14 protein-coding genes are annotated in these 13586 nt (G+C 50.3%); 8 read left to right on the forward strand and 6 right to left on the reverse strand.

Features of this window, described 5'->3' with window-relative positions:
* The first annotated feature begins 14 nt into the window (after positions 1 to 14).
* The gene (locus tag ACYU87_RS04380) at positions 15 to 1769 is read left to right on the forward strand and encodes a GMC oxidoreductase (protein WP_461132801.1); all 1755 of its coding nucleotides are present in this window, start codon (positions 15 to 17) and stop codon (positions 1767 to 1769) included.
* 82 nt (positions 1770 to 1851) lie between these two features.
* Here ACYU87_RS04380 and ACYU87_RS04385 read toward each other — a convergent pair whose 3' ends face one another.
* Entirely contained in the window at positions 1852 to 4383 is a 2532-nt protein-coding gene (locus ACYU87_RS04385; RefSeq protein WP_461132802.1) for an ATP-dependent Clp protease ATP-binding subunit, read from the reverse strand.
* Positions 4384 to 4445: 62 nt separating this feature from the next.
* Positions 4446 to 5105 (reverse strand): WbqC family protein, encoded by a 660-nt coding sequence (locus ACYU87_RS04390; RefSeq protein ID WP_461132803.1) that lies wholly within the window; start codon positions 5103 to 5105, stop codon positions 4446 to 4448.
* 118 nt (positions 5106 to 5223) lie between these two features.
* Here ACYU87_RS04390 and ACYU87_RS04395 point away from each other — a divergent pair, with 118 nt between their 5' ends.
* Positions 5224 to 6096, forward strand: a complete 873-nt coding sequence (locus tag ACYU87_RS04395) for a lysophospholipid acyltransferase family protein (RefSeq protein WP_461132804.1) — start codon at positions 5224 to 5226, stop codon at positions 6094 to 6096.
* 87 nt (positions 6097 to 6183) lie between these two features.
* Here ACYU87_RS04395 and ACYU87_RS04400 read toward each other — a convergent pair whose 3' ends face one another.
* Entirely contained in the window at positions 6184 to 6555 is a 372-nt protein-coding gene (locus ACYU87_RS04400) for a hypothetical protein (RefSeq protein WP_461132805.1), read from the reverse strand.
* A gap of 261 nt (positions 6556 to 6816) precedes the next feature.
* Here ACYU87_RS04400 and ispG point away from each other — a divergent pair, with 261 nt between their 5' ends.
* From ispG to ACYU87_RS04420, 4 genes are all read left to right on the forward strand, one after another.
* Positions 6817 to 8862, forward strand: coding sequence for a (E)-4-hydroxy-3-methylbut-2-enyl-diphosphate synthase (gene ispG / locus ACYU87_RS04405; RefSeq protein WP_461132806.1), 2046 nt, complete (start codon positions 6817 to 6819; stop codon positions 8860 to 8862).
* Positions 8863 to 8994: 132 nt separating this feature from the next.
* Complete coding sequence (locus tag ACYU87_RS04410) at positions 8995 to 9183, forward strand: DUF6728 family protein (RefSeq protein ID WP_461132807.1); 189 nt, start codon at positions 8995 to 8997, stop codon at positions 9181 to 9183.
* Positions 9180 to 9530, forward strand: coding sequence for an MmcQ/YjbR family DNA-binding protein (locus ACYU87_RS04415; protein WP_461132808.1), 351 nt, complete (start codon positions 9180 to 9182; stop codon positions 9528 to 9530). The genes ACYU87_RS04410 and ACYU87_RS04415 overlap by 4 nt, the downstream gene beginning before the upstream one ends.
* 69 nt (positions 9531 to 9599) lie before the next feature.
* The gene (locus ACYU87_RS04420) at positions 9600 to 10154 is read left to right on the forward strand and encodes a tetratricopeptide repeat protein (protein ID WP_461132809.1); all 555 of its coding nucleotides are present in this window, start codon (positions 9600 to 9602) and stop codon (positions 10152 to 10154) included.
* A 77-nt stretch (positions 10155 to 10231) separates the two neighbouring features.
* On the opposite strand, the gene ACYU87_RS04425 is transcribed toward ACYU87_RS04420, so the two are convergent.
* Positions 10232 to 11419: a thioredoxin family protein gene (locus tag ACYU87_RS04425; RefSeq protein ID WP_461132810.1), complete on the reverse strand. Its 1188-nt coding sequence runs from the start codon at positions 11417 to 11419 to the stop codon at positions 10232 to 10234.
* Positions 11420 to 11486: 67 nt separating this feature from the next.
* Positions 11487 to 11840, reverse strand: a complete 354-nt coding sequence (gene gldC, locus ACYU87_RS04430; RefSeq protein ID WP_461132811.1) for a gliding motility protein GldC — start codon at positions 11838 to 11840, stop codon at positions 11487 to 11489.
* Between the two features lie 117 nt (positions 11841 to 11957).
* Between gldC and ACYU87_RS04435 the strand changes: the two genes are divergently transcribed.
* A complete protein-coding gene (locus ACYU87_RS04435) occupies positions 11958 to 12305 on the forward strand; it encodes an ArsC family reductase (protein ID WP_461132812.1) in 348 nt (115 codons plus the stop codon).
* A 40-nt stretch (positions 12306 to 12345) separates the two neighbouring features.
* On the forward strand, positions 12346 to 12747 hold the full coding sequence (locus tag ACYU87_RS04440; RefSeq protein ID WP_461132813.1) for a group III truncated hemoglobin: 402 nt from the start codon (positions 12346 to 12348) through the stop codon (positions 12745 to 12747).
* A 35-nt stretch (positions 12748 to 12782) separates the two neighbouring features.
* Here ACYU87_RS04440 and ACYU87_RS04445 read toward each other — a convergent pair whose 3' ends face one another.
* The gene (locus tag ACYU87_RS04445) at positions 12783 to 13559 is read right to left on the reverse strand and encodes a DUF4197 domain-containing protein (protein ID WP_461132814.1); all 777 of its coding nucleotides are present in this window, start codon (positions 13557 to 13559) and stop codon (positions 12783 to 12785) included.
* Between the last annotated feature and the right edge of the window lie 27 nt (positions 13560 to 13586).

Raw genomic sequence — 13586 nt, forward strand, 5'->3', positions numbered from 1 at the left:
CCTCTACTCATCGGATGGATATTCCACAAATTAAAAAGGCCCCGCTTACGTACGATGTGGCCATTGTAGGCTCGGGCGCCGGGGGCGGTATGGCGGCCTATATGCTCGCCAAGGCCGGGGCTAAAGTGATCCTGCTCGAAGCAGGCGGCTACTACGATCCCGCTGACCCTAAGTACATTACGCAATTAAAATGGCCTTATGAATCTCCCCGACGGGGAGCCAGCACGGCGGCCCGGTCTGGCGGAGATTTCGATGCGGCCTGGGGTGGCTGGGATATTGAGGGAGAACCTTACTCCGCTAAACCCGATACCGAATTTAACTGGTTTCGGTCCAGAATGCTGGGGGGGCGGACCAACCACTGGGGGCGAATTTCCATGCGCTTTGGCCCCGACGATTTTCGGCGCCGTTCGCTTTCGGGCGTTGGCGACGACTGGCCAATCAGCTACGACGACCTTAAACCTTATTACGATAAAGTGGATCGACTGATTGGCGTTTTTGGTTCCGTCGAGAACTTTCCCAATGAGCCGGATGGTATTTTTCTGCCACCGCCCAAGCCACGCCTGCACGAGCTAATGATTCGGAAAGGGGCTCAGAGCATCGGTATTCCCGTTATTCCCTCACGCCTAAGCATTCTGACCAAGCCGATCAATAACGAGCGGGGCTCCTGTTTTTATTGCCACCAGTGTAACCGGGGTTGCCAGGCGTATGCCGACTTTTCGGCCTCCTCCGTCCTGTGCATTCCGGCGGTCAAAACCGGTAACGTGACCCTGGTGAACGGAGCTATGGTCCGCGAAGTGCTGACTGATCCACAAACCGGATTGGCGACGGGCGTTAGTTACGTAAACAACCGCACACTGGAGGAAGTGACCGTTCGGGCAAAAGCGGTGATGCTGGGCGCAAGCACCTGCGAATCGGCCCGTATCTTACTCAATTCCAAATCCTCCCGTTTCCCAAACGGACTGGCCAATAGCAGTGGCGTGGTGGGTAAATACCTGAATGATTCCACCGGGGCCAGCCGTTCCGGATTCATCCCGGCGTTGATGGATCGTAAACGGTACAACGAAGATGGGGTTGGCGGTATGCACGTATTCACACCCTGGTGGCTCGATAATAAGAAACTTGACTTCCCCCGTGGCTATCACATCGAATACGGTGGTGGGATGGGTATGCCTGCTTATGGCTTTGGTAGTGGTATCGAAGCCTTGAATGGCACCATTCCGGGTCGTGATGGCAAAACCAAAACAGGTGGTGGGTACGGGGCCAGCTTGAAAGATGACTACCGACGGTTTTACGGTGCCTACATCAGTATGGCAGGCCGCGGTGAACCGGTACCTCTCGAAACAAACTATTGCGAGATTGACCCCAACGCAGTCGACAAATATGGGATTCCAACCCTGCGTTTTCACTACAAATGGTCAGACTACGAAGTGAAGCAGGCCAAGCACATGCAGGATACCTTCGAAGAAATTATTCATTCTATGGGCGGCATTGCTCTCGGTGCGAAACCTGGTCCGAACACAGCACATGGGTATGGTCTGGCCGCACCCGGCCGAATTATTCACGAAGTAGGCACTGTTCGTATGGGGAACGACCCGCAAAAGTCAGCCCTGAACAAGTATCAGCAAGCGCACGATGTCAAAAATCTGTTCGTCGTTGATGCCGCCCCTTTTGTGACACAAGGCGATAAAAACGTAACCTGGACAATTCTGGCCAGCGCCATGCGTACGTCACAGTACTACATTGACCAGGTGAAACAGAAAAGTCTGTAGCACGGATATTTTGTCCACGCTACAAACAAAATCGGCCTGACTGTTGAAGTCAGGCCGATTTTGTTTGTCAACTAGTTGTATGCTATTCTACAGCTACTTCGGGCTTTTTCACCGTAATGGTCAGGACTTCGCCTTCGCCACTATAGTCGGCCAGAATCACATCGCCCTCTTTCAGCTCGCCTTTCAGAATTTCTTCTGCGACGGGATCTTCGAGGTAGCGTTGGATGGCACGACTCAGCGGCCGGGCTCCATACTGCGGATCGTATCCTTTCTCAGCCAGGAAGTCTTTCGCTTTTTCCGTCAGTTCAACCGTATAACCAAGGTTGGTAACACGTCCCAACAGTTTACCCAGCATTAGGTCAATGATTTTGTGAATGTCTTCACGCAACAGCGAGTTGAACACAATCACATCGTCTAGACGGTTCAGGAATTCCGGCGAGAACGCTTTCCGAAGCGCACTTTGAATCGTGCTCTTCATCAGTTCATCCTGGCTTTCGGCGCTCTTCTTGGTTGAGAAACCAATACCAGCACCAAAATCTTTCAAATCACGCACCCCAATGTTGGAGGTCATAATAATGATCGTATTCCGGAAATCTACCCGACGACCCAGACCGTCTGTCAGGATCCCATCGTCAAGCACTTGCAACAGAATGTTAAATACATCCGGGTGTGCTTTCTCGATTTCGTCCAGCAAGACAACACTGTAAGGTTTACGGCGAATTTTTTCCGTCAGCTGACCACCTTCTTCGTATCCAACATAACCTGGAGGTGCTCCCACGAGTCGGCTCACGCTGAATTTCTCCATGTATTCCGACATATCAATCCGTACCAGCGCATCGTCTTTATCGAAGAGATACGTAGCCAGCACTTTGGCTAATTCCGTCTTACCTACACCCGTTGGGCCCAAGAAGATGAATGAACCGATTGGTTTCTTAGGATCCTTCAGACCAACACGCGTCCGTTGAATGGCTTTCACCAGCTTGTCGATGGCTGACTGCTGACCGATAACGCGGCCTTTCAGTTCTTCGCCCATGCTGACGAGTTTCTTACCTTCATCGTTTGACACACTCGTGACCGGGATACCCGTCATCATCGCTACGACTTCGGCAACGTTTTCTTCGTTGACGGTGTACCGGCGCTTCTTGGTATCTTCCTCCCACAACTGCTTGGCACGGTCGAGCTGATCGATCAGGCGTTTTTCTTTGTCGCGGAGCTGGGCGGCTTCTTCGTACTTCTGGCTCTTAACAACCTGGTTTTTCTCCTTCTTGATGTTTTCGATCTGCTCTTCGAGCTTCAGAATATCTTCAGGAACCGTGATGTTCGAGATGTGTACACGAGCGCCCACTTCGTCCATCACGTCGATGGCTTTATCAGGCAGGAAGCGATCCGAGATATACCGTTCCGATAACTTCACCGCGGCCTCGATAGCCTCTTTGGTGTAATTAACGTGGTGGTGATCTTCGTATTTGTCCTTGATGTTGTTCAGAATTTCGATGGTTTCGTCAATCGACGTGGCATCGACCATAACCATCTGGAAACGACGGGCTAACGCACCATCCTTCTCGATGTACTGACGGTATTCATCAAGGGTTGTTGCACCGATACATTGAATGTCGCCCCGAGCCAACGCTGGTTTGAACATGTTCGACGCATCCAGTGAACCCGATGCACCGCCCGCGCCAACGATCGTGTGTAATTCATCAATGAACAGAATGACCTCCGGCGATTTTTCCAGTTCGTTCATAACCGCCTTCATCCGCTCTTCGAACTGGCCCCGGTATTTTGTACCAGCCACGAGCGAAGCAAGATCAAGGGTTACAACGCGTTTGCCGAACAACACCCGCGACACTTTCTTCTGCACTATGCGCAGGGCAAGGCCTTCGGCGATGGCTGTTTTACCAACCCCAGGCTCCCCAATCAGGATCGGGTTATTTTTCTTCCGGCGGCTCAGAATCTGAGCTACCCGCTCGATTTCTTTCTCACGACCAACGATAGGATCGAGTTTGCCTACTTCGGCAAGTTTGGTCAGATCACGACCGAAGTTATCCAGCACGGGCGTTCTCGATTTCTCGGTGCCTTTGGGATCTTTCCCTGAGCTGGAACTACCGCTGCCACCAAACATCCCCCGGTCGTTATCGTCATCGTCGGTATCGCTTGCCATTGTGGGGCGGCTTCCCGTTGATTGATATTCCAGCATCTCTTTAATGACTTCGTAATTAACGTTGAATTTGTTTAGAATCTGCGTGGCGACATTGTCTTCATCGCGCAGAATCGATAGTAACAGGTGCTCCGTTCCAATGAGTGGGCTCTTAAAGATCTTCGCTTCCAGGTACGTGATTTTTAGCGTTTTTTCCGACTGACGGGTCAGTGGAATATTCGCCAGATTTTTCACATTGTTGGTGGCTGTTCCTTTCGTTGCCTGTTCGATCGTAACCCGGAGTTCATCGAGCGAGATGCCAAGTTTTTTCAGCAGCCCGACCGCTACACCCTCACCCTCACGAATCATACCCAGCAACAGGTGTTCTGTGCCGATATAATCGTGGCCTAAGCGTAAGGCTTCTTCCCGACTCAGCGTGATAACTTCCTTAACGCGGTTTGAGAATTTTGCTTCCATTCGTTTTAGGGTCTCCTTAGGTAACCGTACTACAGGCCTAACGAAGAGTTTTAAGGATTTGTTCACTCCCGAAGGCCAGTCAGTAACACGTCCGAAGCGGCCGGTCCCTGGCAGAACAACAGGTCTATTATACTAAGATTCGGTACAAATTCTTGGCCAAAATTCTGAGGGTAGACGACGGGCTGGTGGAATACATACGTTTCCGGCTTGTTTCGCGGATTTAGCTTCGACCGGGCGTCAAATAGGCCGACCGGCGGAGTTTTTTCGTACCATTCTGTCAGGCTCAGATTTACCTTCAGACGCATTAATTTCAGACAAATTGTCAGCAATTCACTATTCAGATCAAACAAAAAAGTCCATTTTTTTTGATAAATGGGCTCGAAGTCAGGCACAAAGTATTCAAAAAAGGGTGCCTTGCCGTAAGCGGCCTGCATGCACCGCCAGTGATGCGATTGCCAGGACTGGTCATTCGCTACCCGCAAATCACGGATTGGCTGGTGGTTCGTCCCCTGTTGCACGGGCACCGTAAGGACATCAACCTTATTTGCTGTCTGAACGTAGCAGCGATTTCTGTAACTTTGCTTCTGGTAATGCTCCTGGGCTTCAAGCTGAACCCGCTCGAACTGCATCAATCCTGAAAAGAAGTCAATGCAGGGTAAGTAATGCAGGTCAATGAGTAAATCAGATGCTTGAAGCGCTGGTTGATTTTTTTCCAATAACACCAACGTTGTATCCGTTCACAAGTAACGCAAAAAAGCGATACTATCAACTGATTTTTAGTATTTTTTTAATTTCCCGACGAACCGGCCTTTGGCTCCACGTTCGCCCTATACTCGTCAAATGATCTTTTTTCGACTGCTATCGCGTTTGCCATTTCCGATATTATATGGCATTTCCGATGTTTTGTCTTTCCTCCTGCTGCATGTCATCCGCTATCGTCGAGCCGTTGTACTGGAAAATTTACGCCTTTCCTTCCCCGAAAAATCACCGGATGAGCTGAAACGAATCGCCAGAGGATTTTATCGAAACTTATCTGACCTGATCGTAGAAACCCTCAAGCAGCCAAGTCTTAAACCCGAATTTTTTCAGAAGCATATCCACTTCCCGAATATTGACTTGATCCAGTCGAGAATTTTAGCGGGCCACACCATCATCGGCATGAGTTCTCACCAGGCCAACTGGGAGTGGATTCCGGCCGCGTTGGTGCTCAACAAGATGCCGGTCGACAGTATTTACAAACCGCTGAGCAATCCATTTTTCGAAAAGCTGCTGGTTCATATTCGGTCACACTTGGGTCCGGTGCCCACACCGATGAATCTGTTGCCCCGACAAATGGTCATCCGGAAGCATATTCCCCGGATTATCGGACTCATCTCCGATCAGGTACCCGACGTACCTGAGCAAGCGTACTGGACCGACTTTTTGCACCGCGACTCCCCTTTTTATCCGGGTTCCGAACGGTTGGCCCGCAGTCGGAAACTAGCCGTTTTCTTCTTCGATATTGTACGGGTGCGCCGAAGTTATTATGAGGTAACGTTCCGGCTCGTTGCGGAGCCTCCTTACGAGAACCTGCCGCTGGGTGCCATCATGGAAGGCTATCGGGATGTGCTTGAGACCTCCATTCGCCGAAATCCATCCGACTGGCTGTGGTCGCATAAGCGTTGGAAACACTGGCGGGGCAAGTATGCCAGCGTCGGTGCAAAACTCACGTAGAGACGCATATTTGCGTCTTTTAGGTGAAATATGGTTGTACCTATGTACCGTTCACCCAAAAGACGCAAAGGGTTGCGTCTCTACATGTTACAACGAATCCCGCCGGGCTTTCTCAGCCCGTGACGAATCCCGTTTGGCTTTTATTTTGTCGCCCTCCGTTACAATAGCATTTTCGGCCTTATCCAGTCCTTTGTTAACTGTCTCACCAACTTTCTTGGCACCCTTACTAACAGCCTCGTCGGCTACTTTTGCTTTTTCTTTAATCGCCTGGCCCGTTTCTGAAGCTGCGTTGCCAACATTCTGACCCGCATTTCTCATATCCTCTTTCACCCGTGCTTTTCGTTCGGCACGTTCCTGCTTGCGAATTTCTTTCTTACTCAGCGCTGTACTGTCCTGAGCGTAGGCCCCAACGCTTAGCGACAGGGCGAGTGCAAAAACACTTAGTAATTTCGTTTTCATAATAGTCCGGTAAATGAACAGGTTGTGTATATACTGATTTTCGACACGAAAGATGTCGTTGCCATTTAACGGCCTCCTGGCTGTTTTGTTTCCTGAAAACCAGCCAATGAACTCATATACAGGCTTAAAAAGTCAACTAACTTATCGGACGCCAGGCGAACATTTACGTATTCCCTTACGTTTTTCTAAAAAAATGGGCCACGCACCGGAAAGTGCTTTTTCCGTACCTTTGTCTGGTCAAACGGCACTGCCGCCCCCTGTATGCTCAATTCGCTGCTTTCTTCATCTTCATCCGATCTGGTCGGTACTTCACCGGAATTTCAGCCAGTCGGGGTCAATTCACCGGTTCTTTACACATCTTCGCTCACCCGGTACGTTCGTCGGAAAACCAGTACGGTTACGATCGGCGATGTACCGATGGGTTCTGATTACCCTATTCGTGTGCAGTCCATGACGACGATAGACACGATGGATACGCAGGGTTCTATCGAGCAGACGATCCGGATGATCGAAGCAGGCTGCGAATACGTTCGTATAACGGCCCCAAGCGTTAAGGAAGCTCAGAATCTGGAAAACATCCGAAAAGGATTACGGGCAAAGGGATACACGACTCCGTTGGTGGCTGACATTCACTTTACGCCTAACGCAGCTGAACTGGCAGCCCGTATTGTGGAGAAAGTCAGGATCAACCCTGGCAATTATGCCGACCGGAAACGGTTTGAATTCATCGACTACACGGATGCTGCCTATGCCGCTGAACTGGATCGTATCCGGGATAAATTTTTGCCGCTGGTTCGTATCTGTAAAGAATACGGTACCGCCATGCGCATTGGTACCAATCACGGTTCCCTTTCCGACCGGATATTGAGTCGTTATGGCGATACTCCTGTGGGCATGGTTGAGTCGGCACTAGAATTTCTGCGCATCTGCGAAGCGGAAAATTATTACAATCTCACCCTGTCGATGAAGTCGAGTAACCCGCAGGTGATGGTGCAGGCGTATCGGCTGCTCGTTCAGCGCCTGGATGAAGAAGGGCTGAAGCCTTATCCGCTGCACCTTGGTGTAACCGAAGCGGGCGAAGCCGAAGATGGGCGGATAAAATCGGCGCTGGGGATTGGTACACTGCTCGAAGATGGTATTGGCGATACGGTTCGGGTGTCGTTGACGGAAGAGCCCGAGCGCGAAGCGCCCGTAGCCAAAGCACTAATTGACCGGTACACCAGCCGGGCGGCCACCAGCGCGCCTATTCCAGCAGTTACAACGTACCCGATCAATCCCTTCCAATACGCCCGGCGGCTAACGCATGAGGTTGCCAATTTTGGTGGGCAGAACGTGCCGCGTGTCATGGCTGACTTTAGTGGTGTCCCGGTAACCGAACACAAAAGCCTGCATCCGGTTGGCCATTTTTACCTGCCTGAGCCGGATAAATGGCGCATGAATGACCTGGGGGCAGACTACGTGTATACCGGATCTCACCCGGCGCGGTTCATGCTGCCTAATGGGTTGAAACAGATTCTGGATTTTGCCGTTTGGCAAACTCTTCCCGACCAGATCAACACCTTTCCCATATTGACCGCTGAAGAGTATCTGTCAGCTCGTGCCCAGGAGACACCCTTGCAGGCGCGCCTGAATTTTGTTCAGGTGTCGCTGCCCGCTTTATCGGAGGAATTGCTCCGTTTATTGAAGGAGGATATGACAGTGGTGCTGATGATCTCAACCGCCAACGCGCACGCAATGCCGGAATTACGCCGGCTGGTTGTCGAGCTAATGAACCGCCAAATCACGACACCAGTTGTTGTTCAGCGAAGCTACGTGTCCATTGCCGAAGAAGACTTGCCTTTATACGCGGCTACTGATGTAGGGGGGTTACTCATTGATGGGTTAGGCGATGGCATTATGCTGTCGAGTGCCAACAACTCCGCCGACGAGCTGAAACGGCTGAATAGCCTGTCCTTCGGCATTCTTCAGGCTGCCCGTACACGCATTACCAAAACGGAATACATATCTTGCCCATCCTGCGGTCGGACCCTATTCGACCTTCAGGAAACAACGGCGCTTATTCGTCAGCGTACTGACCATCTGAAAGGAGTAAAAATCGGTATTATGGGCTGTATCGTCAACGGACCGGGCGAAATGGCCGACGCTGATTACGGTTATGTTGGTATCGGTCGCGACAAGATTGCGCTCTACCGGGGCCAGCAGGTCATTAAGAAATCGGTTCCCGCCGACCGAGCTGTCGATGAGCTGATCGAGCTTATTCGGGAGGATGATCGCTGGCTGGAGCCGACCCTCGAAAGTACCTTTTAATCGATGTTTGTTGAGAGAAGGGGTAATGTTTCGCTTACTTTCTTTGTTATTCAATAGAACAATCACGTTCGGCGTAGTGTCTGTTTGTATTCATTCGGGACCGCCTGTGCGGTGCTCTAGCTATAACCTCCTGTGAACAAATTCGTTGATTATTTAAAGATAGGGCCTGTTTTTGCCTATTTTCTGCGGGTCTTTCGTAAACCCGATCCCAGTAAACCAACCAGCGTGAATCTTCGCATGATGCATGGCATCAATCGAATTTCGATTCTGATGTTTCTAATGGCTATCATTGTCTACACCGTTCGTCACTGTGTTCGATGAATACCGAAACCCTGCGCGACTATTGTCTTGGTAAACCGGGTGTCACGGAGTCGTTTCCCTTTGGTGGCGATGCGCTGGTGTTTAAGATAGGCGGCAAAATGTTTGCGTTGCTGGCTACCGAAAGCCAGCCAACAACGATCAATTTGAAATGTGATCCGGAACGGGCCGTTCAGTTACGGGAAGAACATAACGCCGTAACACCCGGTTACCACATGAACAAGACGCACTGGAACACAATTACGCTGAATGGGCACGTTCGAACAGCCGATATCCACGACTGGATCGACCATTCGTACGAGCTTGTTAGGAAGAGTTTACCAAAGGCCGTACAGGCCGAATTGCCCTGAGTTTGTTACTTGCTAAAGTTCACCTGAACGATTAATTTAGCTAAGCTGGAAGAAAAACCAGATTGGGTTATGGAAGTTGTACTGTTAAGTCTGCTGTTTGTGCTGTATCTGACTATCCGGTATTTCCTGATGGATCATGACACGTCGGCAGACAAAGACCGGAAACGATTTCAGAAGGGCATCGAGTTGGTTCAAAATCGGCAGTTCGACGAAGCCCATCTGTATTTCGATGAAGTTATCCGGCAACACCCCAAGTCAGCACTGGCCTACGCCTATCGCGGAAAATGCCAGTTGGTGCAGGAAAATTATTACTCAGCCATATACGATTTAACGCAGGCTATTAACCGGGATAATACCCTGGCGGATTGTTATTTAGACCGGGGCACTGCTTATTATTATACGAACGATTATCAACAGGCATTTCGGGAATTCGATAAGGCAGTCTGGCACTTTCGCGACTTAGCCCCCGATGCTTATCGCTGGAGAGCGCTGGCCCGCATTCAGATGCGTCAATTACCTCAGGCCGAAAACGACCTCCGCCGAGCCGTTTCGTTAGGGGACGAAAACTCGTTTCATATCCTGCTCAAACCACCCTTCACCCGGCCGGTATACCAAAAAAAGTAGGTTTATCGTTTTAGATTTCCGGTTAGTTCCACAACCATCCAGCGACATGAACTAACCGAAAACCTAAAACGGTAAACCTATTTCAATTTCCCCATCTGCTCAACATTCCGGCGGGTATCCAGGCGACTGGCCTGGGCTAGCTCCATAGACTTCTGGGCGGCTTTCTGCGCATCGGCTGTTTTCCCACCCCGGCGGTACGCTTCGGCCAGTTCAAAATATAAATCAGCCTGCTCTTTGGGACCTGGTTTCAGGGCCAACCCTTTGTTTATCCATTTTACCACCGTCGGCGCATCGACAGCATCGGGGCTCGACCGATTAAACAGGCGGGAAATGTACATGTACTCGGGAATGGTCAGCTGATTCGAATTGACCTGGTTATCCATCCGATCGGCTGCTTTGGCTGTCTGACGGGCGCGGAAATAGGCGCTTACTTCCGGTAACAACGTCCGGTTGGCTGCTGCTTTCGGATCAACACCTATCTTGACCAGGTCCTGTTTTACCTGTATAACTTTAGCGATGGGGAACTGCGCACCACGCCCACTAAACAAAGACGACATCAGTATATTTTCGGCCACCTGAAAAGCCTGATCGGCTCCATACGCTTTCCGATACGCGTCCATGTGGCTAATCATGTACTGGAACATTGGATTCTCAAAATCCAGAACCAGCTTTTGCAGGGCCAGCCAGTTGGTCTGGTTGGCATACGTAGCCGGTGATTGCTGACGGGCGTACTCGTTCATAGCCGCCATATTGGCCACCGTATCTTTCGTAACCCGGGCGTACATCGCGTAATCGATCAGAAAACTGGTTGACCGTTCGCCCTGCTGGTAACGTGATTTCATGTTCTGACTGCGGGCCTGCGTATCCAGCGCGTTTGATCCATGCCGGATTACTTCATCCGTCGTGTTGTTACTCATGGCAAAGTGAACCAGGTTCTGCTGTGGGTCGAAGTACAGAAACAAGGGCAACGAGGGCACGAACAATCGACGGCTGTTTAAAAACGCCTGTGTAGCAGGCTGAGCAATGTCCAGTTTGGTACTCAGAAACTTATCGTTATAAAACTTACCAACCCGACCATCGGCCAGCGTCGGTATGAAGCTTTGGCAAGTGTGGCAGGTGGGCGAGAAGATTTCAACAAATACGGGTTTCCCGGTACGGCGGGCCTCCTGAAATACACTGGCAATGGGGGTTGTTTTAAATTGAATACCAGCCTTCTGGGCGAGCGCAACATGGGCTACCAGGAGTAGCAGGAGTATCTTCTTCATAAAATAGGAAAGCCATTACGAGTACGTCGTAGCAAATTAACGACCAAAATTACCGGGCCAGTATTTGTTATTGCTGCTGCTGTTTTTGCTGCTTTATTTCTTCCTCCAGTCGCTTGCTCAGCACCTGACAGGTTCTTTCGATGTCGTCGGCCATCTGTTGATCACCGGTTGCATTCAGCGCCGTATCGGCGATACCGCTCATAATCTCGATCATAAAGCGCTTCATGTCAACTACCTCCATCTCTTTGGTCCAGAGATCAATCTTAAGCGTACTGTTGTGGTACTGATCCCAGAGCGAAATGGCAATGGCGCGTGTGTCACTAAGTCCTTCGTTCGGGTTATCGGTGGCCTCCCAATAAATTTTCTCAGGAATATTCTGGTCGTCTAATTCAACCGTAAAGTGGATGTCTGATTTTTTCATAGATACAAAAATAAGTAGCGCAAGCGGAAACCCGTGATGCAGGACAGAACAAACATTTATCCTCGTCAGTACGCAAAACGACATTTTGGGTATTTTCGTCCCAAATTAACAGGCCTTATGTACACCTTATATGCCATCTCCAACTGCGATACGGTAAAGAAAGCCCGCGTCTGGCTGGCTGAACACGCGGTAACGTATCAATTTCACGATTACAAAAAATCGGGTATCGACCGGGAGACGCTCGACCGCTGGCTGACGCAAAAGCCGTGGGAACAACTGGTAAACCGATCGGGAACGACCTGGAGAAAGCTGCCCGATGTCGAGAAGCCGACTAATACCGAAGAAGCCATTGCGCTGATGATGGAAAAACCCTCCGTTATTCGTCGCCCGATCATCGAATCCGATGAAAAAATTGTGGCGCTGGGTTTCGATGCACCCACGTATGCGGAAACGTTTTCCCGGTAAGCTGGCGTTCTTCCACCAAAGTCAATTAAATACTATATAGATGGCAAAAAGAACCCTGGATTCGCCGGAAGCTGTTCGGTTTCTGGTGGATTCGTTTTACGAAAAAGTACAGGTTGACCCGCTTATTGGCCCTGTTTTTACCCAGGTAGCGCAGGTCGACTGGTCGACCCATTTGCCCAAGATGTATGCTTTCTGGGAGTCATTAGTCCTGGGCAACAACGCGTACGACGGCCATCCGTTTCGTCCGCATCTGATCGTCAATCAGAAACACACGCTGACCATCGAGCATTTTGAACGATGGCTTCAATTATTTTCGGCGACGCTTTCCGAAAATTTTACGGGCGACGCTGCAGATCAGGTACGCCAGCGGGCTACGCAGATCGCACTGGTCTGGAATAATAAGCTCGAGTATATCAATAACGACTCCTTTATGGAAGGGTAGTAAACCGAAGCACGGCCAGTGAGCCGTGCTTCGGTTTATTGTTTGCTGAACACTTTCTTCAGAATATCAGTCACCCGTGCCGCCGGGTTTTCCCGAATCTTCTGCTCTTCCTGGGCCACTAGGATAAACAAGCCATCGACGGCCTTATTGGTCGCGTACTCCGTCAGATTGGGGTTAACCTTCTGCACAAAAGGCACTTTATTGTAGGTATTGACCAGATCGCTATAATACCTTGTCGCGTTGTTTTTCTTCAGGGTACTATCAATAATAGGCGAAAATTCGGTCACCAGTTGCTGGCCTGACGTCCGGCGTAAATATTGAGTAGCAGCATCATTTTGCCCCCGTAGAATACCGACCGCATCCTGAATCGTCATCGACGTAATGGCCTTGATGAATACAGGTTTTGCTTTTTTAGCAGCATCTTCGGCGGCCCGGTTCAATGACAGTTCAAACTGATCGACTTGTTTATTCAGGCCCAATTGCCGGAGCGTCGAAGCTACTTTCTGCGCTTCGGGCGGAAAGGCAATTTTAAGCAGCGGATTTTTGAAGTATCCATCCAGCGCAGACGCTTGGTCGGACCCTTTACTGATGCCAATTTGCAGGGCTTGTTTCAACCCGGTAGCGATATCGCTGCTGCTCAGACCACCCGCCGTACCAGCCGACGCACTCGTCACTGCCTTAAGCACTTTACCAAACAGACCACCACCAGATGATTGCGGGGTACTAGCCTTTGTGGTGGTCGAATCCTGGGCAAAGCCGCTTTGGCTATTAATGAGCGCGACCAGGGCGGCTATAAAAACTTTTTTCTTCATCGTGGGATTGATTTAATCAGGTTGCCA

The sequence above is a fragment of the Spirosoma lituiforme genome (assembly GCF_054776635.1).

What these genes read in the sequence shown, in the direction of transcription:
- ACYU87_RS04380 (WP_461132801.1), top strand. Translation starts at nt 15, where the DNA reads ATGGATATTCCACAAATTAAAAAGGCCCCGCTTACGTACGATGTGGCC.
- gldC (WP_461132811.1), bottom strand. Translation starts at nt 11,840, where the DNA reads ATGAAAAAATCAGACATCCACTTTACGGTTGAATTAGACGACCAGAAT.
- ACYU87_RS04415 (WP_461132808.1), top strand. Translation starts at nt 9,180, where the DNA reads ATGAATACCGAAACCCTGCGCGACTATTGTCTTGGTAAACCGGGTGTC.
- ACYU87_RS04440 (WP_461132813.1), top strand. Translation starts at nt 12,346, where the DNA reads ATGGCAAAAAGAACCCTGGATTCGCCGGAAGCTGTTCGGTTTCTGGTG.
- ACYU87_RS04400 (WP_461132805.1), bottom strand. Translation starts at nt 6,555, where the DNA reads ATGAAAACGAAATTACTAAGTGTTTTTGCACTCGCCCTGTCGCTAAGC.
- ACYU87_RS04435 (WP_461132812.1), top strand. Translation starts at nt 11,958, where the DNA reads ATGTACACCTTATATGCCATCTCCAACTGCGATACGGTAAAGAAAGCC.
- ACYU87_RS04395 (WP_461132804.1), top strand. Translation starts at nt 5,224, where the DNA reads ATGATCTTTTTTCGACTGCTATCGCGTTTGCCATTTCCGATATTATAT.
- ACYU87_RS04420 (WP_461132809.1), top strand. Translation starts at nt 9,600, where the DNA reads ATGGAAGTTGTACTGTTAAGTCTGCTGTTTGTGCTGTATCTGACTATC.
- ACYU87_RS04385 (WP_461132802.1), bottom strand. Translation starts at nt 4,383, where the DNA reads ATGGAAGCAAAATTCTCAAACCGCGTTAAGGAAGTTATCACGCTGAGT.
- ispG (WP_461132806.1), top strand. Translation starts at nt 6,817, where the DNA reads ATGCTCAATTCGCTGCTTTCTTCATCTTCATCCGATCTGGTCGGTACT.
- ACYU87_RS04425 (WP_461132810.1), bottom strand. Translation starts at nt 11,419, where the DNA reads ATGAAGAAGATACTCCTGCTACTCCTGGTAGCCCATGTTGCGCTCGCC.
- ACYU87_RS04445 (WP_461132814.1), bottom strand. Translation starts at nt 13,559, where the DNA reads ATGAAGAAAAAAGTTTTTATAGCCGCCCTGGTCGCGCTCATTAATAGC.